We start from the raw sequence: 20,883 nt of genomic DNA on the forward strand, positions 1-20,883 counted from the left end.
TATGAACTCTATCATGAAATCTGCAATTCTTTACGATCCAGATTAACTAATGAAGGGTATGTAAGGATTGTAACATACATTGCCCCATATAAGGTAAGAAAAAGGCCGTACTCATTTGCCAAACTAATTGTTCCTTATGTATATGTACATAATATCCATTCTTGACTCCTTTCAATCCTGGAAATCAAAAATGGAAGAGTTTTAAATCCTATTTATTTAGAATTAATCTACACTTAATTCATGAAAAAAGCAATTATGTATGTGTTAAAATATTTCGATTCTAAAAGTCGAATCTTCTCGAAACTTTGGCCCTGCAATTAGTATGTATAGTATGTATAAAACAAGGTACGATAAAATCGCACCTTGTTTTGTTATTTAATATGTGTATTAAGCTTCTACTGTTTTGCTGTTATCAACTAATACGTCGATTGCTTTTCTTACTAATAAGTCACCTTTAACACTTTCAGTTCCGCCAAGCGCTTGGATGATTTGTTCAGCAGTCAGGCCATATTGCTCAGACATTGCTTGTACTTCAGTGTTGATTTCTTCTTCAGTAACTTCAAGGTTCTCTGCTTTAGCGATTGCTTCAAGAGTTAAGTTGATGCGTACACGCTTTTCAGCTTCCTCTTTCATTTGACCTTTAAGAGCATCTTTGTCTTGGCCAGAGAATTGGAAGTACATGTCAAGAGTCATACCTTGAGCTTGAAGACGTTGTTCAAATTCTTGAATCATACGATCTGTTTCAGTGTCGATCATTGCTTCTGGAATATCGATTTCTGCAGTTTCTGCCGCTTTTTCGATAACTGTGTCTTTTACATGGTGCTCTGCTTGATGGTTTTTAGACTCAACTAAACGAGTTTTGATTTTTTCTTTAAGTGCTTCCAATGTTTCTACTTCTTCATCAACATCTTTAGCAAATTCATCATCTAACTCAGGTAATTGTTTTGTTTTGATTTCATGAATTTTCACTTTGAATACAGCTGGTTTTCCTGCTAATTCTGCAGCATGATATTCTTCTGGGAAAGTAACTTCAACATCTTTTTCTCCACCAACTTCAAGACCAACCAATTGCTCTTCAAATCCTGGAATGAAAGAGTTAGAACCAAGTTCTAAGGAGTAATTATCTGCTTGTCCGCCTTCGAATGCTTCGCCATCAACGAATCCTTCAAAGTCTAAAACTACAGTATCACCAGTCTCAGCTTGTCCTTCTTCTTTGATTACAAGCTCTGCGTTACGCTCTTGTAAAGTTTTGATTTCTTTTTCGATATCTTCATCAGTTACTTCAGTATCAAGTTGTGTAACTTCAATACCTTTGTATTCGCCAAGTTTAACTTCTGGCTTCACAGTAACAGTTGCTTTGAAAATAAGAGCTTCGCCTTTTTCCATTTTTTCGATATCGATTTCTGGACGATCAACCGGCTCGATTTTAGTTTCTTCAATTGCATTAGCGTATGCTTCTGGAAGAATAAAATCTAATGCGTCTTGGTAAAGAGACTCAACGCCAAATTTCTTTTCAAATAATGCACGAGGCATTTTTCCTTTACGGAATCCTGGCACTTGTACTTGTTTAACCACTTTTTTGAATGCTGAATCTAAGCCTTCGTTTACTTTTTCAACCGGTACTTCAACAGTTAATACACCGCTGTTCCCTTCAAGCTTTTCCCATTTTGCAGACATGGTTTTCCCTCCACTATATATATTTCCTAATAATCGTTTTCTCTTAACACGATATTATGTGCAACTAGATTTATTGATCTTAGGCAGTACAGCCTTACTGTACCAATGCATATTGCAACCACTATATTATAACATAGGTTTCCTACGTTTCAAGACTTGGACCCTCAAATAACAGGGAAAGTCATCCCCTCTAGATTCCTGATTTCCTCTATAATTATATTTATCCTTTCATCAGGCTCCTTCAAATCGATTCCATAGGCTTCCGACACAATTCGATAATAGCCTTCTGCCCATCCTTCGAGATTCGGTATATTCAATGGATAAAGCAGGATATTATGCCTTTTAACCATTTCCATTGCCTGTTCGAACATGATAGGATTATTATTTTCCAACCTGTCACGTAAGGTTTTATGTATGTCAGATAAAAAATGCGTTTCTTCAACAATTGGTAAGTCTACTATATTCACTGTAATAGTTTGACCGAACTTATCCACCTCTACAATCTTATCCACTTCCTGCTCTTTTAATATGGATAAAGTAAAGGTTTTTAAAAAAGGATGTTTTTCTTCTATTAAATATTGGCAAAGCAGCCCTACCCACGGTCTAATATTTTGCCCTGCAAGTGAAGATAGCATAAAAAATTGCTCTTGCATCGTTCCGGTTTCCAAAATAACTTTTATTTCTTCCTCCTGAATTTGAGGTGATTCGACTTTAAATTCAGGAAAATCATCTGAATATTCCTGTTCGCTGCCCTGTTCCACAATTCGTTTACTCATAGCCAATAGATGTTCTAATGATTCAACTCTGCCTTCAGGTACTTGATTTTCTTCCAATAACGCTTCGACTACCGATATAATCTCGCGATGTTCATTTAATTGCAGAAGGATCATTAAATAAATATTGATGACATGAAAATACTCTCCAATTCCATTTCCCATCATCGTATTCACTATAGCTTTTGCATCTTGGTAATTCCCGAGCTCTACAAGTGACAGAGCCAATCCGATATTGATATCTTCATCTTCCGGTTCCAATTCATACGCCTGGCCAAATAATTCACGGGCATTTTTGAATTTTTTCTCCTCCATGGCTTGCATACCTTTTTTGAGGAGCAATTGTGCCAGATTAGGAAAAGGAATTACCTTTTCATCCTTTCGTTCACTTTTTGTGTTCTTCATAACAAACCGCCTTGATTTTTTTGAATTAATTGTCGTTAGTTTAGCATGCCTTTCCATGAAAAACAAAAAATCTTTCTGTTATTCACTCAATAAACAATGAAACGCAAAAAAACATAGACTATATATCTTGTAGTCTATGCCAGTATTCTCTGTTCGTATTGAATGATTTCTTCATTATACTGAAGCGTTAGTTCAATTTCATCCCAACCATTAATCAGCATGTTCTTCCAATATGGATGAATATCAAATCGAGCAAGTACGTTTTCTTGTGCTCTCAATTCTTGATTAGGTAGATCAACCGTTAGATCCAACGGTGTTTTACGTATAAATTCCTTTAGTGAAGCAAGAGTCTCTTTTTCTAAGGTTATCGGCAGTATTCCATTTTGCAAACAGTTTTGATGAAAAATATCTGCAAAGGAGGAAGCTAAAATTACTTTAAACCCATAATCCCCCAGTGCCCATGGGGCATGCTCACGAGAGGATCCACATCCAAAATTTTCACCTGCCAACAAAATGGTCGCACCTTTAGCTTCAGGCTGATTCAGTTCAAAATCGTCTCGCTCGGTTCCATCTGTATGAAAACGCCAGTCAAAAAACACATACCTGCCAAACCCGGTACGCTCAATGCGCTTTAGGAACTGCTTCGGTATAATCTGATCTGTATCGACATGATCGCGTTCAAGAATAACAGGTTTACCTGTATAGACTGTCATTTTTTCCATTTTAGTGACCTCCTTTTCCAGAAATCATAGGATTCACCGCTTCTCTGATATCTACAAACTTTCCGTAAATCGCTGCCGCTGCTGCCATGCGCGGAGATACTAAATGCGTTCTTGCTCCAGTGCCCTGTCTTCCTTCAAAATTACGGTTCGACGTGGAAGCACAATGTTCACCTGCCGGCACCACATCTGGATTCATACTTAAGCACATGCTGCAGCCTGCTTCTCTCCATTCGAATCCAGCTGCTTTGAAAATCGTATCCAGACCTTCTTCCTCTGCCATCTTCTTAACAGCCTGTGAGCCTGGAACGACCATTGCTCTCACTCCTGCAGCAACCCTATTACCATCGATAATTTCAGCCGCTTCCCTTAAATCTTCTATCCTGGAATTTGTGCAGGAACCAATAAATACATGCTGAACCGGTATATCTGTAATTGCCTGACCTTCTTTAAGACCCATGTATTCTAGCGCTCGCTGTAATGTTTTGGCTGCTGCTGGCTTCATTGAATTTGAATGAGGGATATTCCCAGTTACCGGGCTGCACATCCCAGGATTGGTACCCCAACTGACCATAGGAGAAATATCATCTCCATTCATGTAGATTACTTTGTCATAATATGCATCAGCATCACTGGCCAATTCTGACCACCGCTTACAATATTCCTCGAATTCGTCCGGCACGGGAGCATATTTCCGGCCCTTCATATAAGAAAAAGTAGTTTCATCCGGGCTAACCAGACCGGCACGAGCGCCGCCTTCAATAGACATATTACACATAGTCATGCGCTCTTCCATCGACATATTACGTACTACATCGCCTGCATATTCCAAAATATAGCCGTTACCAAAGTTCGTTCCATTTTGAGTGATGATAAATAAAATGACATCCTTTGCAGTAACCCCATTTTGGAGTGAACCGTTTATTTCAATTTTCATCGTTTTCGGTTTGTTTTGCCAAATGGTTTGCGTCGCTAATACATGCTCCACTTCGCTCGTGCCAATTCCAAAGGCCAATGCACCAAATGCACCATGTGTAGATGTATGACTGTCGCCGCAAACAATGGTTTTTCCCGGCCAGGTTAAGCCTAAATCAGGTCCAATCACATGGACAATTCCCTGGTCTTCACTATCAAGGCCTGCTAAAGGTACTCCAAATTCCTGGCAATTCCGTTCAAGTGCTGTCAATTGCCTTTTCGCCACCTCATCTGTTATTACAAAACGATTAATGGTGGGGACATTATGATCCATTGTTGCAAAGGTCAAATCTGGTCTGCGTACCTTTCTTTTCTTTAGGCGAAGACCCTCAAATGCCTGAGGAGAAGTCACTTCATGAACGAGATGCAGATCGATGTATAATAAATCTGGTTTTCCCGCCTCCTTGTGCACTATATGATTTTCCCAGATTTTATCCACGATCGATTTACCCACATAGATCCCTCCTCATTTTATTGATACCTTTAATTTTTTTTACGCGTACGCTTCCATAATGTGAAAAATAGCGTCCTTCTGCAAAATTTCTTCCTTAATAGCCCTGGCCATTTCCGTAGTTGACAGCACTTTTCCATCTCCTGATATATCTATTGTATGTTTGCCGGAGTCCAGTACATTTTTCACCGCTTGTTCCACTATACTTGCCTCTTCTTCCATTTGGAAGGAATGGCGAAGCATCGATGCAACAGACAGAATCATTGCAATTGGATTAGCTTTATCCTGGCCTGCGATATCCGGGGCAGAGCCGTGAATTGGTTCATATAAATGCAAACCATTTTCAGAAAGACTTGCTGAAGGGAGCATTCCAAGTGAACCAGTTAAGACACTTGCCTCATCGCTCAAAATATCACCAAACATATTTTCAGTCACCAATATGTCAAATTGCCTTGGATTACGGATAAGCTGCATCGCTGCGTTGTCTACGAGCATATGCTCAAGCTTCACTTTTGGATACTCACTGGCTACTTCTTCTGCCACCTCTCTCCACATTCGGCTTGATTCTAATACATTTGCCTTATCAACGGATGTTACCTTTCCTTTTCGTTCCTTTGCCAATTCAAAAGCGAGTGTGATAATCCGCTTTACTTCTTCGCGTTCGTAATACAGAGTATCGACAGCAGATTCCATGCCATCATGATAATTACGCTTACTCGGTTTGCCAAAATATAACCCGCCCGTTAGTTCCCTCACGATTAAAAAATCCGTACCATCAATGATTTCTTTTTTCAAAGGTGATGAATCCTCGATGCTGGCATAATAACTGATTGGACGCATATTTGCGTATAAATTTAACTCTTTGCGGATTTTTAACAGCCCTTGCTCAGGTCGCATCTCCGGGGGATTATGATCCCATTTCGGACCGCCAACTGCTCCAAGTAACACGGCATCATTTCGTTTACAAAGGTCAATCGTTTTTTCAGATAAAGGGGTACCCTCCGTGTCAATCGCTGCCCCGCCAATTTGCCCATATTCAAAGACGAATTCATGCCCGAATCGTTCACCAATAGCATTGAGGATTTCGAGGGCTCCTATCATAATTTCTGGTCCAATTCCGTCACCCGGCAATACAGCAATGTTTTTTTTCATATCGAAGAAATCCCCCTTATTGATTAATTCGTGATCACCATTGATTGGTGCTCTACTGTTAAAATCACTCGGTTAATAGCATTTAAATACGCTTTGGCCGACGCTTCCAACACATCCTGGGCTAATCCCCGTCCGCTTGTTTCCACTCCCTGATAAATAATTCTTACAAACACCTGTGCCAACGCATCTCTGCCGCCGCCAACTGATTGAATACGGTAATCCTGCAGCTTAACTGGTTTCTGGATGCAACGCTCGAGCGTATTGTATAACGCTTCAATACTCCCTGCTCCAGTGGAGGCCTCCTGTATTCTGTCGTTATTTACCCCTGACAATGTAACGGTTGCTGTAGGAATCTGATTGGTTCCGTATTGAACCTGAATGGAAATTAATTCATAATAGTTATCCTCTTTTGTTACTTTCTCTTCCAGTACTAACGCGACAATATCATCATCTGTCATTTCTTTCTTACGATCTGCGAGATCCTTGAATACTTTGAAAAGGTGATTAACTTCTTCATCCGACACAGGGAAGCCTAACTCTTCTAATTTTGTACGGAATGCATGCCGGCCTGAATGCTTACCAAGCACCATGGAGTTAGAACTTAATCCAACTAATTCAGGTTCAATTATCTCGTAGGTTGTTTTCTCTTTAAGCACACCGTCTTGATGAATGCCGGATTCATGTGCAAAGGCATTTTTACCTACTACAGCTTTATTTGGCGGGATTACCATACCTGTCAGTTTACTGACCAATTCACTTGTACGTTTAATTTCACTAAGAACCAAGCCGGTTTCTGCCTGATAAAAATCTTTTCTTGTATATAGGCCAAGCGCTACTTCTTCCAGTGCAGTATTCCCGGCCCGTTCACCAATTCCATTAATGGTACCTTCTATCTGAGTCGCTCCGGCCAGAATCGCTGCCATAGAATTGGCGGTCGCCAATCCTAAATCGTCATGGCAATGGGCAGACAACGTAACCTGATCTATAGATGGAACGTGGCTCACTAGATATCGGAAGACTTCACTGTATTCTTTCGGTGTGATATAACCAACCGTATCCGGGATATTGATGATCTTTGCTCCGGCTTTGATAGCTTCTTCCACAATCCGAGCCAGGAATGGAAGCTCTGTTCGGCAAGCATCTTCAGCTGACCATTGAATAACCGGGAAATACTTCGAAGCATAACGGATCGAAGCCACGGCAGCTTCAACTACCTGATCCTCCGTCATTTTCAGCTTATACTGCCTGTGTATGGGTGATGTAGCAAGAAAGACATGTATCCTCGGGTCGGCCGTTTGCTTTAAAGCTCCCCACACTGCATCAATATCACTTTCCACAGATCTTGCCAGTCCTGTTACCGTTGAATTTTTGACTAAATCAGCAATTTTCTTCACTGATTCGAAATCTCCTGGAGAGGCTGCGGGAAAACCAGCCTCAATGATATCTACACCCATTTTTTCTAATTGTTTGGCTATCTCCAGTTTTTCGGTCAAATTAAGAGTGACTCCGGCAGATTGTTCTCCATCACGTAAGGTCGTGTCAAAAATATTAATTTTTCGCACTGCCGACCACTTCTTTCTGTTTCTTTTTTTGCTGTTGAATAAATGGCATCATTTGACGAAGTTCTCTGCCTACCTGTTCAATTGGATGTGCATTTTCCTGTGCCTGTGTCGCGTTAAATACAGGTCTGTTCACTTGATTTTCAAGCAGCCATCCTTTTGCAAATGTGCCATTCTGAATTTCTTTTAACACTTGCTTCATTTCTTCTTTAACAGCCGGGCCAACTACGCGGGGACCTGAAACAAAATCACCCCATTGAGCGGTATCAGAAATGGAATAGCGCATCCCTTCCATGCCGCCTTCATACATGAGATCAACAATTAATTTCAATTCATGTAAACATTCAAAGTAAGCAAGCTCAGGCTGATAGCCAGCTTCCGTCAGCGTTTCAAAACCTGCCTTTACCAAGGAGGTAAGTCCCCCGCAAAGTACTGCCTGTTCTCCAAATAAATCTGTTTCGGTCTCTTCCTTGAATGTAGTTTCAAGAGCTCCTGCCCTAAGTGCTCCAATCCCTTTTGCGTAAGCCAATGCAACTTCTCTTGCTTCACCTGACACATCCTGATAGATGGCAAATAATGCTGGAACACCTGCCCCTTGTTCAAATGTCCTTCTGACTAAATGGCCCGGTCCTTTTGGCGCCACTAGGGATACATCTACAAATGCCGGAGGAACAATTTGATGATAATGGACATTGAAACCATGAGCGAACATCAGTGTATGACCTTTCCGCAAGACTGGTTCAATCTCTGCTTTATATACTTTTGTTTGATGTTCATCCGGTAAGAGAATCATGATTACATCTGCTTCCTCGCTTGCTTCCCTAACAGATTTAACATCAAATCCATCTTCAACCGCCTGGTTCCAAGATTTACCCTCTCGCAATCCAATAACTACTTCAAATCCGCTTTCCCGTAAGTTCTGTGCATGGGCATGCCCCTGTGATCCATATCCAATAACTGCTACCTTTTTATTTGATAAAGCTGCTTCATTTGCTTCATTTTGATAGTACATTTTTGCCATAATTGTTCTCTCCCTTTTTCATTTTTATTTAGACAATTGAATAATTCTTTGTTCCCTGGTTGCCCATTTGAGTGGAGCGGGCAAAAGCGGTAGTGCCTGTTCTAGCTAATTCCTTAATTCCGTACGGCTTGACTAATTCGATAAAAGCTTCTATTTTATTTGATTCACCGGTTATTTGAATCACAAGACTTTCTTTGCCAATATCAATAACCGAAGCTCTAAAAGGCTCAATGAGTGAGTAAATCTCACTTCTCGATTGGGGAGTGGCTGTTACTTTTACTAACGCAAGCTCCCTGGCTACAACGGATTGATCTGTTATGTCCTGTACCTTTATGACATCAATCTGTTTATTTAATTGTTTGGTAATTTGTTCTGCAATTTGCACGGATTCGACGTTTACAACACAAGTTATTCGCGCTCTCTCCTCCATTTCGGATTGCCCTACCGTAATACTTTCAATATTATAATTTCGTTTCGTAAATAAATTGGTAATCCGGTTAAGGACACCCGGTCTGTTTAGAACGGTTAAAGTGATGATCCTTTTCAATTTTTCTTCACCCCTACCATTTCATTAATTCCCTTTCCAGGTGCAACCATTGGGTATACATTTTCTTTAGGTTCTACAAAAATATTGATTAGTACTGGACTATCTTTACTAAATTCTTCGTTAAATACCCTTTCAGCTTCTTCCTCCGTCCGGATATCGAATCCCTTTATTCCATAAGCTTCAGCCAGCTTGCTGAAGGAGGGCTGGGAACGAAATACACTTTCTGAGTATCGGGATTCATAAAAGATTTCCTGCCATTGGCGTACCATTCCAAGAGAACCATTATTGATAATGATAATTTTTACTGGCAAGTTCAGTTCTGCGATAACAGCAAGTTCCTGAATGGACATTTGGATACCCCCATCACCATTTACGGAGATAACCAAATCATCTGGTTCAGCAATTTGTGCTCCAATCGCAGCCGGTAATCCAAACCCCATCGTACCAAGTCCTCCGGAGGTTACCCATGCATTCGGACGCTTAAAAGGATAATACTGGGCAGCCCACATTTGATGCTGACCAACATCGGTTGTCACGATGGCATCCCCATTACTCATTTCATAAATCATTTCCATAATTCTCTGTGGTTTCAGGTGCTGACCGTTCCCCTTGTCATAATAGAATGGTGCATCCTCCAGCCAATTCTGAATTTGCTTCCTCCAGCCCTCGTTATCTGGCTGTTTGCCATTCTGCTTGATTAAATGCTTCAGAGCATGCCTGGCATCTCCTACAACCGGGATAGCCGTCGGAACATTTTTACCGATTTCAGCAGGATCAATGTCTATATGGGCAACCATTGCATGCGGTGCAAATTTTGATAGATTACCTGTTAAACGATCGTCAAACCTGGCACCAATATTGATTAATAGGTCACATTCAGACAGTGCCATATTGGCTGCGTATATTCCGTGCATCCCTCCCATTCCGATGTAAAGCGGATGACTCGGAGGAAAACTGCCAAGTCCCAATAATGTATTAACGACTGGGATTTGCTGTTGCTCAGCATATTCAAGTAAGTACTTTGAGGCTTTCGCATGAAGGATACCTGCACCAGCCAAGAAAACGGGTTTCTTAGAAGAACTGACTGCTTCTACGAGTCTTCTAATCTGCAAATAATTAGGTTCATACTTTGGCTGATATCCCGGCAAATGGATTGTCTCAGGTTCCTCTTCTATTGCTACGAGCTGAGCCATATCTTTCGGAATATCAATGAGGACTGGCCCTGGCCGTCCTGTTGAAGCAATATGAAAGGCCTCCTTCACGATTCTTGGAATATCTGCCGTATTTCGAATTTGATAATTATGCTTTGTGATCGGTGTTGTAACTCCTAAAATATCTGCCTCCTGAAAAGCATCTGTTCCGATTACTCCTGTACCAACCTGACCGGTAAAAACGACTAAAGGCAAGGAATCCATCATGGCATCAGCAAGACCTGTGACAATATTGGTTGCTCCGGGACCAGAGGTAGCAATTACCACTCCAGGCTTTCCACTTATCCTTGCATATCCTTCAGCCGCATAGATTGCGCCTTGCTCATGTCTTGGCAACACATGCTTCAATCCCGATTTATAAAGTGCATCATAAATGGGTAGAACGGCACCTCCGGGGTATCCAAATAAAACCTCCACTCCTTGCTTTTTCAGGGCATTGACCAACATCTCGGCTCCGCTGATTTTTATTTCAGTTTGTAGGCTTTTCTTCTCAGCAAGAGCTGTTTTCTCCAACATGGAATCTACCTCCTGTTTAGTGATAGGCTTATTTGCCAGGTCTTTTTTAAAAATAAAAAAGCCTTTTCATCACATACGTTTCCCAATTGAAACGCAGGGATGAAAAGGCTTGTTGTCCTTTCCATGGTACCACCCTAATTCATAATTGATTTCATCAATCATGCACTCTTTACTTTTGATAACGGGTTGATCGGTCAAACCCGGTCTGTATTACTGGAGAGTTCATACAGACGCTCAAAGGGGAGTTCATACTTGGAAACAGTACCGATTCTCAGCACCATCGGCTCTCTGTAACTGTTCAGCCCACTTACTACTTATCCTTATCATCGCTTCTACTTATTAAATTCTTGTTATTAGTTCCACTATTATAAATCCAAATAATTACTAATTTGTTATCTCGTTGAAATTTATAATACGACCTTCCAGACACATAGTCAACTGATTTTTCTAAATTATTAGACTATTTAATTAATTCTGAATAATTGTATGCGCTTTCATTGTTTTTGCTAAGCGGTTTTCCTATTTTTAAATTTTTATCATCGCAATATCATTTGTAATTAAAAGAAATAAATGAAATTTCATCTCTATTTTTTACACAAAAAAAGAGCCTATAAGCTCTGGAATTTATTGTGACACTCTGATTCTGGGTATAAATTTCACTAAAATAATAAATACAATAGCTGCTAAAAGTGTATAAGGCAAGTATTTCCCAAACAGGTCGGTAAAACGGAACGGTGCTTCATGGATAAACTCGGCTTTCTTCCATTTTTAGTTACCGATTTCAACAGCAATGGCAGAATCAGAAGATTGATTATTCAATTTATAATACTTAGTGCCTACAGGGTATATGTTAGAGCCATTCCCTTTATATTGTCCGGTATCGTCATCTGCTATTGACTCCACCTTGCCTATGTATTTACCAATTTTCCGAGGATCTATTGCCTCATCTTCCTTCATTTCATATACCTTACCCTCCCAAACAACAAAGTATTTATTCCAACTTAATACTTGGGCCAATGATAGATAGATGAATGAAAGGACAAATAGTATCAGGGTCGTCTTTTTTTCAAAGCAATCGAACTCCTTCTTAAATACTATTTTAATAGTAGCATATAATTTCCATATTATTTACATATAATTCAATAAAAAATCCTGCGGATCAATTACCACAGGATTTCACATTATGAAGTCTGGATATTTTTATACTGGCTATCATACATTTCACTGTATCGACCTTTATGACGTAATAATTCTTCATGCGTTCCACTCTCTTTGACTTGGCCGTCATCAATGACCATAATCTTATCTGCCTCGCGAATCGTACTGAGCCTGTGTGCAATCACAAAGCTGGTACGTCCTCTCATCACTTTACGCATAGCATTCTGTATGGCAAGCTCTGTTCTCGTATCTACACTGCTCGTTGCCTCATCCAGGATCAGGATTGCTGGATCCTTTAATATTGCCCGGGCAATAGCTAGCAGCTGCTTGTTCCCTTGGCTGAGATTCGAGCCATTTTCTAGAAGCATCGTATCGTAGCCATTTGGAAGTCTTGTAATAAAATAATGAGCATTTGCCGTTCTGGCAGCTTCAATCATTTCTTCATCTGTAGCATCCAACCGGCCATATTTTATATTCTCTTTAATGGTTCCCGTAAACAAATACGTGTCCTGCAGCACAATCCCAAACGTATCTCTTAAGCTCTCTCTTGTATAATCACGAATATCTACCCCATCGATTAAGATGCTCCCTTCAGATACCTCATAAAATCTGGTTAAGAGATTCGTAATGGTTGTCTTCCCTGCACCAGTTGGTCCCACTAGCGCATTGTGGCTGCCCGTTTTTGCTTCAAAACTGATATTTTTTAAGATGGGGTGATTTGCGTCATATCCAAATGAAACATTCTTAAACGTTACATTTCCTTCTGAATGCCGGAGTGGAACCGCATGCTCGCCATCTTTTGTCTCTTCATTCTCATCAATCACCTGGAATACCCGTTCAGCACCTGCAACTGCAGACTGAAATAGATTGAATATATTGGCCAAATCATTTAACGGTCTCGTAAACTGCCTTGAATAGCTGACAAAACTGGCGATCACCCCAATCGTTACAGCTTCATTTACAGCCAAGATACCGCCTACAATTGCAATCGCGGCCAGTCCAAGATTATTAATTGCATTCATTAATGGCATTAAATAACCTGACCAGATTTGTGCCTTCCTTCCTGATTCAAATAATTTACCATTGATTTCTTCAAACGTCTCGACCACTTGATTTTCTCTATTAAAGGCTTTAATAATAAGCGTTCCGGATATCGTTTCTTCTATATGTCCGTTCAATTTGCCTAAATGTTTTTGCTGTTCCCGAAATAAAACCCGTGTCCGTTTAGCAATCATTTTCGTCAGCAAATACATAAATGGTATCGTAATACATGCAGCAACCGTCAAAATGGGGCTCAATATTAGCATCATAATAAATGATCCCGTTATTGTGATGACTCCACCCATCAGCTGCGTAGTCGATTGAGAAATACTACTGCTGACATTATCGATATCATTTGTAACTCTGCTCATCATATCGCCATGGGCATGCGAATCAAAATAACCGATTGGTAATTTAAGCAGCTTATGAAATAGCTTGCTTCTTAAAGATTGAACAACCCGCTGAGAAACTCGGACCATCATCCAGCCCTGGAGCAAACTGGATATTCCATCTGTTACATAGACCACAGCCAAAATTAGAATCATCGTATGTAATAAGTTCAGGTCAACTGATTCCTTCGCAATCGTATCGACCGTTCTTCCAATCCAATAGGGAACAAATAAGCTGATAGCTGAACTAATAACAACAAAGCCAAAAATAATCCACAGACTTCTCTTTTCAGACCCAAAAAATCCCCAAATCCTTTTAAGAGTTCCCGTAAAATCCTTAGGTTTTTCTACAGGAGCAAATCGGCCCGCACCATGGCCATGGCCTCTTCCCCCTGGTTTCGGCATTTGCGGCTGTGAGGGCTTGCTTCCATTCTCCGATTTATTTGCCATGGCTAACCATCTCCTCACCTATTTGCGAACGTATAATTTCCTGATAAACCGGATTATGTGTTTTTAACTCTTCATGATTTCCAATACCTACTATTTTCCCATTATCCATAATGATAATTTTGTCGGCATCCATAACAGAGGTTATTCTTTGGGCAATCAAAAAAATCATCGACCCTTTCGTTCTTTCCCCTAATGATTCCTTTAATTGCTTCTCCGTGACCGCATCAAGTGCGCTGGTTGAATCATCAAGAATTAAAACAGATGATTTTTTCAACAGGGCTCTGGCAATCGATAATCTTTGCTTTTGGCCACCGGAAAGATTAATTCCGCCCTGTCCAAGATGAGTATCATACCCATTGGGCAAAGCCTCTATGAATGTATGGGCACAGGCTGCCTTGGCTGCCTGTACCACCTCTTCCATACTGGCATTCCCATTTCCCCAAAGTATATTTTCTTTAATCGTTCCCGTAAATAATATAGATTTCTGAGGCACATATGCCACAGACTCTCTCAATAAAGCTGGGTCCATCATTTGAATGTTTACCCCATTCATATAAATAGCACCTTTAGAAGGTTCATACAATCTAGGAATCAAGTTAACCAGACTGCTCTTTCCTGATCCGGTTGAACCTATTATCCCAACTGTCTCTCCCATATTTACATGAAAGGTAGCATCTTTTACTACAAAGTCCTTCGTTCCAAAGTATGAAAAACCAACTTGATTAAAAAAGATACCTTCTTTATCAATAGCTTTTCCAGATGTATCAAGTGTTGAAGGAGGCTCCTCAGTATTAAATACTTCTCCAATCCTTCCGGCAGATACCCTTGCCCGAACAAAGAAATTAAATATCATTGAAATCATCGATAAAGATACTAAGATTTGAGTCATATAGTTCACATAGGCAACAATTTGTCCAACCTGCATCTGTCCATTATTTATATTCCAACCGCCCACTAAAAGGACGAGCACAATTCCAAAATTCACGGTTAGCATGATTCCAGGACTAAATACAGACATTACTCGCATAGCTTTAATAGAGGTTTCTGCCAAATCATCATTCCGTTCTTCAAAACGCTCCTTCTCAAACTTAGAACGATTGAATGCCCTGATCACCCGTATGCCGGATAAATATTCTCTCATTACCCCGTTCAAGCGATCTGTCACTTTTTGAACGCGGATAAAGAAAGGAAAGCTAAGTTTCAGATTCAGCATAATGATACCCGCTACAATCGGAATAATAATTAATAGAATCCATGATATAGAAGCATTTAAACGGACTGCCATGATAATGCTCCCTATACAAATCAATGGAGCCTTCACCATAATTCTCATCAAGCCGTTCACAAATACTTGCACCTGCGTTACGTCATTTGTAAGCCTTGTAACTAGAGTCGCTGCTTCAAAACGGTTCATTTGCACGAGTTTTAAAGACTGTATCTTTTTATATAAATCAGAGCGAAGTTCGGCTCCCATTTTTTGCGAAATATTACTGGAGATTATATTCCTGCTTATCGCACCCAACGCACCTACTGCCGTAACAACTAACATCACTCCGCCCATTTCCAATACAAAAGAAAGGTCTTTATTTGCTACACCTTTATCAATCATCGTTGCTAATATCGTAGGCAGAAGCAAATCACAAATGGCTTCAACCATTAAAAATAGAATCGCAACCGTAAATAAAACTCCATATTTCTTTATATATTTTCGTAAATACCCCATACCTTCACCTTTTTTCGTTACCGACATATGACTACATCCTTATTTTGCTAAAACCTTTTCAATCATACAAGTAAAAAGCCCAATTTACCTTTCCTTTTAAAAACAGTTTAGGAGCTTTATATATAGATAGATAAAAAAACACACGGAATTTCCTAATCGGAAACCCGTGTGTATTCATATTTACATATTTGATTTTTTCAGATAGAGATATACAGGATAACCCAATGCGGTAATCGCTAATCCAATTAAAGAATATAAGGTATCGGTAAAAACCGTACATACCAATATATATACTCCACCAATGATTCCGACAAGCGGAACAAACGGATAGAAAGGAACTCGATAAGTCGGAACTAAGTCCTTACGCTTTTTACGAAGGATGAAAACCCCGTAAATGGCCATTACAAAGAAAATCCATGTGGCAAATAAGGCCAGAGTAGACAGTGTATTAAATGATCCAGATAAAATATAAATAATCGATAAGACCACTTCAAAAATAAAGACATTAATCGGTGTACTTGTACGGCTTTCAACACGTCCCATAACATGATGGAACGGGAAGATCTTGCTTTGTGCCATCGCAAATGGCACTCGGACACCTGTCATCAAATATCCGTTCAATGTACCAAATATAGAGATTAGAATCCCTATCGAGATAATCGCTGAGCCGCCGCTTCCAAAAAGAATGAGAGCAGCATCCGTTGCTACTTTTTCTGTCGAAACAATCTCCTGAACAGACATAACAGAGAAAAAGGCTACGTTTATTAGGACATAAGCTGCAATAATAATTGTCATTCCAAATAAAATAGAGCGTGGTAAGTCGCGCTGAGGATTTTTCATTTCTCCAGCCATATTTCCAACACTCACCCAGCCTTCATAGGCAAACAAAGTTCCTAGGATTGCAGCACCAAAGCTAGTTAGGGTAAAGCTATGAACAGATTCTCCCGAGAATAGCGATGCTGTTTCTTTCCCCATTCCATGAATAATTCCAAACACGATAATGGCAATAATTGGAATCATTTTAGCTATCGTAGAAATGAACTGAATCCTGCCTCCAAGTTTAGTTGAGATGATATTTAGTGCGGCCACAAATACTAAAATACCAATCGCTAATAATTTTTGCTGGAGGTCTGTCATAGGCATAAAATATGTTGCTTGTGTGGCAAAAACGATGGATAGCGCCGCCAGAATGCCTGGTATATAGATTAACGCTTGTACCCATCCAAATAGGAAAGCAAATTTTTCTCCATAAAGCTCCTTCAAATAAGCGAATACCCCACCTGTCTCCGGTATAGCTGAGCCAATCTCAGCCAACGTCAGAGCAGCTGCAAGAGTAATTAATCCCCCAAGTAACCAAGCTATAATAGCCGCAACTGGAGAACCGGCGCTTTCCAATACTGGAGTAGCTTTAAAAAATATACCTGATCCAATTACAACCCCAACTACAATGGTTAAGGCTTCTTTCAAACCAATCTCTTTCTTTAAAACAGCTCCCGCTGCATAGATGTTCTTCTTTTGATGTTTTGACATGGCTTAATTAATCCTCTCAAAATAAGTTCCTTATTTCACATATTAAAAATGTTATCCGAAAGAGAGAAGTTATTCAAGACAATTATTGATTTATTAATCATATTAGTATAGCGAAAATTGAATTTATTAATTGATACACTCCTAAATTATCCTATTTTATTTAATAATTACTTCACTAATTATTTGCTCACAATATTTTATAGGAGTATGGTATGTTCTAGTTTCTAATATCTCTTGATGACGAACTAGCTTCCTTTCCAAAACCTAGTCTTGAAACCGTTATTTTTTATGGATATACATAAGCATTTGAGTTTTATATTTTAACCTCTTATATAAAAGTTTAGAATTTGTTCTGAATCTTCATATAGTTAAATTTTACCACTAATCAAAAAACATTTATAATAAAAATTGAATCATATAAGGAGGTTGGAACTATGACGAAACAAGTATATGTCATTACAGGCGGATCTGGCGGAATGGGGAAAGCAACTGCTGAATTAGTCGGCAAGAAGGGGACTGTCCTTTTAGCAGACGTTTCGCATGAACGCTTACTTCAAACAAAAGAGGAATTGGCTGGAAAAGGGATTACAGATGTCCTCATTCAAGTCGTTGATATTACATCTAAGGAAAACGTTGCAGACCTAGCTGATAAGACTGCTGAGCTGGGTACATTAAAAGGATTAGTTCATACAGCAGGCCTTTCTCCTACTATGGCGGATTCAAAACGGATTACAGAAGTTAACCTGGTTGGGACAGGCATTATTCTAGAAGCTTTCCTTCCACTTGCTACAGAAGGAACAGCGGTCGTTTGCATCTCTTCCATGAGCGGTTATATGGCTCCCCGTCAAGGCCCTTATATGGAAGTACTAAAACAGCCGTTAGCTGAAAATGCCGTGGAAACAATGGAGCAATTTGCCCAAGGGAATCCTGGGGCTGCCTACAGTTTATCTAAATTAGGCGTACAATTAATTGTTGAGGACCAGGCATGGACATGGGGAGAAAAAGGCGCACGTATAAATTCTCTCTCTCCTGGAACAATCAACACACCAATGGGACGTCAGGAAGCCTCAAAGCAAGCAGAAATGAAGAAGATGCTTGAAATTACACCTTTACTTCGTGAAGGGGAATCAAAAGAGATTGCAACAGCTGTAGAATTTTTATTAAGCGATGCGGCTTCTTATATCACAGGTATCGACTTACGCGTAGATGGCGGTACTGTAGCAAATCTAGCAAAACATAAATAAACAATCCTACAGTAATAGTAAATACTCTATTGCACTCTGAACATTAGGTTTCAAGCTTAACTTTCAGGGTGCTTTGTATGAATGCCTTCCACTACGTCTTCTCCATATCGCCGCTCTATTAATCTGACAATTTATCCTTCTTAAACCTATACATCATCCAATATCCAATATCTGCGAAGCCAATTCGTTTATATATAGCGCCAGCATTTAGATTATCATAAAACAAGCATATTTCCTTTCCCTCACTAAGAAGCTGCTTGCATAACTTGACCATACATTTCGTAGCATAGCCTTTTTTCTTATAATCTCCTAAAGTAGCGACAGCGACTACCATAGCTGAGCAGGAATTTTCCGCTGTAGTCGAAGCGGATGAAACTACTTTCCCATTATCGGTAATATAAGCACAACGCGAAAAACCATCCTTTAAACTTTTACGTTTTTCTTCTACCGACGTACATGAATTTTTAAATTCCGGGATATTTTGCAGCAATTCAACAATTCGTTCTGCATCATCAGGTGCAGCATACTGTACTTCTGTCGTATCTACATAGCCAGCCTCAGCGTTTAAAACTTGGCATTTCGCATAAAATGTTTGCCTTTTATTTAAAAGTCTCTGCTGTAAATAGGGTTCAATATTCTCAGTGACTTCCTTTAGACCGGACATCATGGAAAATTCAGGATCATTCAGCATAATATCAGCAAATCCTTTGGCATCAAATAGATCATTCACAGCATATGGGATATAGTTTTCTTTGTATTTTAAAAGAACGGCAATCAGATTCCCATTTGTATCAAACTCTCCCCAAACCTTTTGGAAATCTTCCTCATATCCATACGCTTCAATATCCCCAATTAAAAATAAGTTTTCAGAAGGCTTCGTATGAATAAAAGACACACAAACATCATGATCTTTTTCGCTTAAACGCTTAATCATTCTCCCTCACTCCCATACAAAAAAATATTGAATGCTTTAATATACAATTTAGCCCATCCACCGACAAAGAACTCGTAAAACTATGTTTTTGAATATTTTAACATAATTATTCTATGTATATTTACGGTTGCTTAATAAAATCCTTACTGCCACATTTCCTTCTTCATGTTATCACTTTTCAACTGAGCTCGACGGAACAAATAGGATTGCAACGACACAATACATTAATAAAAAATCGCATCCTCACGGTTAAATATGTACCGTCGGATGCGATGTTTTTTCATTATTGACCTTCAACCACTTCTTTTAGTATTTCGTAGGACCGCTTTTGTTTATCTTGATCATAGATATAGGAAACAGCCATAATTTCATCAGCATTATATTTTTCCTGGAAGCTGATTAGCTGCTCGCGTATGGATTGTTTTGAGCCAAGCAACGTGACACTGGACATGGATTTTGCCATTTGTTTTTCAGGTCCATTCCATAATTCATCCATGTTTTTGATTGGAGGGCTTAACAAATTTTTTGTCCCACGAACAACGTTTAGGAAAAATTGTTGCATGGTTGTAGATTCTATCTCAGCCTCTTCATCACTTTCCGCTGCAATAACATTCAAGCAGACCATCATATAAGGAGCACTTAGATATTCAGACGGCTTGAATTGATTACGGTAAATTGAGATGGCTTCTTCCAAATAAGTTGGAGCAAAATGGGCTGCAAATACATAAGGCAGACCCAATTTAGCAGCAAGAACAGCTGATTCCGTAGAGGATCCCAAAATATAAATTGGTATATTGGTGTCGACACCCGGGTACGACCTTACATAACCCTGATTCTCTTCCGGTCCCAAATAGGTTAACAAGGATTGCACATCTGAAGGAAATGTATAAACGGAATCCTTCTGTGAACGTCTTAATGCACTCGCCGTCATCATATCTGTTCCAGGCGCTCTTCCCAAGCCCAAATTAAGGCGATTTGGATAGATAGTTGCCATCGTTCCAAACTGCTCCGCCACAACTAATGGGGAATGATTAGGCAGCATAATGCCACCGGATCCGACCTCTATTTTATCTGTATGCTCCAAAATATGTTTAATTAAAATAGAAGTGGCTGAGCTAACCATTGTAGGTGTATTGTGATGCTCGGCAACCCAATATCGCTTATATCCCATCTTCTCTGTAGCCTGTGCAAGCTCAACCATTGAATCAATTGCTCCCTTTGCATCTTGGCCTTTGCGAATAGGGGCTAAATTTAGTACAGAAACAGGAACATTTATATTAATACTTTTATTTGTCATATAGTTTGGATCCTTCCATCATAAAGTTTCCATTTAATAGTAACAAGTAAGTGACAATAAACAAACATTCTTGCTTGATCAATCCTTTTTCTAAGCTTCGCACCTGGGTAT

At 39.6% G+C, this 20,883-nt stretch carries 16 protein-coding genes and 1 other annotated feature; of the genes, 1 reads left to right on the plus strand and 15 read right to left on the minus strand.

The window, feature by feature from the left end:
- Positions 1 to 387: 387 nt before the first annotated feature.
- The 13 genes from tig to AC4BHA_RS08380 all read right to left on the minus strand — a co-directional run bounded on the left by tig (position 388) and on the right by AC4BHA_RS08380 (position 17,297).
- On the minus strand, positions 388 to 1,677 hold the full coding sequence (gene tig / locus AC4BHA_RS08320; RefSeq protein WP_490558422.1) for a trigger factor: 1,290 nt from the start codon (positions 1,675 to 1,677) through the stop codon (positions 388 to 390).
- Positions 1,678 to 1,841: 164 nt separating this feature from the next.
- A complete protein-coding gene (locus AC4BHA_RS08325) occupies positions 1,842 to 2,855 on the minus strand; it encodes a tetratricopeptide repeat protein (protein WP_490558423.1) in 1,014 nt (337 codons plus the stop codon).
- 134 nt (positions 2,856 to 2,989) lie between these two features.
- Positions 2,990 to 3,577: a 3-isopropylmalate dehydratase small subunit gene (gene leuD / locus AC4BHA_RS08330; protein WP_490558424.1), complete on the minus strand. Its 588-nt coding sequence runs from the start codon at positions 3,575 to 3,577 to the stop codon at positions 2,990 to 2,992.
- A 1-nt stretch (position 3,578) separates the two neighbouring features.
- Positions 3,579 to 5,003 (minus strand): 3-isopropylmalate dehydratase large subunit, encoded by a 1,425-nt coding sequence (leuC, locus tag AC4BHA_RS08335; RefSeq protein ID WP_490558425.1) that lies wholly within the window; start codon positions 5,001 to 5,003, stop codon positions 3,579 to 3,581.
- Positions 5,004 to 5,042: 39 nt separating this feature from the next.
- Positions 5,043 to 6,152 carry a 3-isopropylmalate dehydrogenase gene (gene leuB, locus AC4BHA_RS08340; RefSeq protein ID WP_066108663.1) on the minus strand — a complete coding sequence of 370 codons (1,110 nt, stop codon included), beginning with the start codon at positions 6,150 to 6,152 and terminating at the stop codon, positions 5,043 to 5,045.
- A gap of 23 nt (positions 6,153 to 6,175) precedes the next feature.
- The gene (locus tag AC4BHA_RS08345) at positions 6,176 to 7,714 is read right to left on the minus strand and encodes a 2-isopropylmalate synthase (RefSeq protein WP_490558426.1); all 1,539 of its coding nucleotides are present in this window, start codon (positions 7,712 to 7,714) and stop codon (positions 6,176 to 6,178) included.
- On the minus strand, positions 7,701 to 8,732 hold the full coding sequence (gene ilvC / locus AC4BHA_RS08350) for a ketol-acid reductoisomerase (RefSeq protein WP_066108666.1): 1,032 nt from the start codon (positions 8,730 to 8,732) through the stop codon (positions 7,701 to 7,703). The genes AC4BHA_RS08345 and ilvC overlap by 14 nt, the downstream gene beginning before the upstream one ends.
- A 28-nt stretch (positions 8,733 to 8,760) precedes the next feature.
- Positions 8,761 to 9,279 (minus strand): acetolactate synthase small subunit, encoded by a 519-nt coding sequence (gene ilvN, locus AC4BHA_RS08355; RefSeq protein WP_066108669.1) that lies wholly within the window; start codon positions 9,277 to 9,279, stop codon positions 8,761 to 8,763.
- Complete coding sequence (gene ilvB, locus AC4BHA_RS08360) at positions 9,276 to 11,006, minus strand: acetolactate synthase large subunit (protein WP_148630947.1); 1,731 nt, start codon at positions 11,004 to 11,006, stop codon at positions 9,276 to 9,278. The genes ilvN and ilvB overlap by 4 nt, the downstream gene beginning before the upstream one ends.
- Positions 11,007 to 11,098: 92 nt before the next feature.
- Positions 11,099 to 11,342 (minus strand) — a binding site (T-box leader).
- Between the two features lie 432 nt (positions 11,343 to 11,774).
- Positions 11,775 to 11,963, minus strand: coding sequence for a hypothetical protein (locus AC4BHA_RS08365; protein ID WP_066108679.1), 189 nt, complete (start codon positions 11,961 to 11,963; stop codon positions 11,775 to 11,777).
- Positions 11,964 to 12,187: 224 nt separating this feature from the next.
- Positions 12,188 to 14,044 (minus strand): ABC transporter ATP-binding protein, encoded by a 1,857-nt coding sequence (locus AC4BHA_RS08370; protein WP_490558427.1) that lies wholly within the window; start codon positions 14,042 to 14,044, stop codon positions 12,188 to 12,190.
- Positions 14,034 to 15,767 carry an ABC transporter ATP-binding protein gene (locus AC4BHA_RS08375; RefSeq protein ID WP_066109241.1) on the minus strand — a complete coding sequence of 578 codons (1,734 nt, stop codon included), beginning with the start codon at positions 15,765 to 15,767 and terminating at the stop codon, positions 14,034 to 14,036. The genes AC4BHA_RS08370 and AC4BHA_RS08375 overlap by 11 nt, the downstream gene beginning before the upstream one ends.
- Positions 15,768 to 15,947: 180 nt before the next feature.
- Positions 15,948 to 17,297, minus strand: coding sequence for an APC family permease (locus AC4BHA_RS08380; protein ID WP_490551068.1), 1,350 nt, complete (start codon positions 17,295 to 17,297; stop codon positions 15,948 to 15,950).
- Between the two features lie 434 nt (positions 17,298 to 17,731).
- Between AC4BHA_RS08380 and AC4BHA_RS08385 the strand changes: the two genes are divergently transcribed.
- Positions 17,732 to 18,541 (plus strand): SDR family oxidoreductase, encoded by an 810-nt coding sequence (locus tag AC4BHA_RS08385; RefSeq protein ID WP_490558428.1) that lies wholly within the window; start codon positions 17,732 to 17,734, stop codon positions 18,539 to 18,541.
- 118 nt (positions 18,542 to 18,659) lie between these two features.
- Here the strand turns inward: AC4BHA_RS08385 and AC4BHA_RS08390 are convergent, their stop codons facing one another.
- On the minus strand, positions 18,660 to 19,475 hold the full coding sequence (locus AC4BHA_RS08390; RefSeq protein WP_490558429.1) for a GNAT family N-acetyltransferase: 816 nt from the start codon (positions 19,473 to 19,475) through the stop codon (positions 18,660 to 18,662).
- A 283-nt stretch (positions 19,476 to 19,758) separates the two neighbouring features.
- Positions 19,759 to 20,772 (minus strand): LLM class flavin-dependent oxidoreductase, encoded by a 1,014-nt coding sequence (locus tag AC4BHA_RS08395; RefSeq protein ID WP_066108694.1) that lies wholly within the window; start codon positions 20,770 to 20,772, stop codon positions 19,759 to 19,761.
- Positions 20,773 to 20,883: the final 111 nt, after the last annotated feature.

This window comes from Pradoshia sp. Z3_51 (assembly GCF_058215915.1).

Coding starts and splice junctions, on each gene's coding strand:
- AC4BHA_RS08370 (WP_490558427.1), bottom strand. CDS start 14,044: ATGGCAAATAAATCGGAGAATGGAAGCAAGCCCTCACAGCCGCAAATG.
- leuD (WP_490558424.1), bottom strand. CDS start 3,577: ATGGAAAAAATGACAGTCTATACAGGTAAACCTGTTATTCTTGAACGC.
- AC4BHA_RS08395 (WP_066108694.1), bottom strand. CDS start 20,772: ATGACAAATAAAAGTATTAATATAAATGTTCCTGTTTCTGTACTAAAT.
- AC4BHA_RS08365 (WP_066108679.1), bottom strand. CDS start 11,963: ATGAAGGAAGATGAGGCAATAGATCCTCGGAAAATTGGTAAATACATA.
- ilvC (WP_066108666.1), bottom strand. CDS start 8,732: ATGGCAAAAATGTACTATCAAAATGAAGCAAATGAAGCAGCTTTATCA.
- AC4BHA_RS08375 (WP_066109241.1), bottom strand. CDS start 15,767: ATGGGGTATTTACGAAAATATATAAAGAAATATGGAGTTTTATTTACG.
- AC4BHA_RS08380 (WP_490551068.1), bottom strand. CDS start 17,297: ATGTCAAAACATCAAAAGAAGAACATCTATGCAGCGGGAGCTGTTTTA.
- tig (WP_490558422.1), bottom strand. CDS start 1,677: ATGTCTGCAAAATGGGAAAAGCTTGAAGGGAACAGCGGTGTATTAACT.
- AC4BHA_RS08385 (WP_490558428.1), top strand. CDS start 17,732: ATGACGAAACAAGTATATGTCATTACAGGCGGATCTGGCGGAATGGGG.
- leuB (WP_066108663.1), bottom strand. CDS start 6,152: ATGAAAAAAAACATTGCTGTATTGCCGGGTGACGGAATTGGACCAGAA.
- AC4BHA_RS08325 (WP_490558423.1), bottom strand. CDS start 2,855: ATGAAGAACACAAAAAGTGAACGAAAGGATGAAAAGGTAATTCCTTTT.
- AC4BHA_RS08390 (WP_490558429.1), bottom strand. CDS start 19,475: ATGATTAAGCGTTTAAGCGAAAAAGATCATGATGTTTGTGTGTCTTTT.
- ilvB (WP_148630947.1), bottom strand. CDS start 11,006: ATGTTGGAGAAAACAGCTCTTGCTGAGAAGAAAAGCCTACAAACTGAA.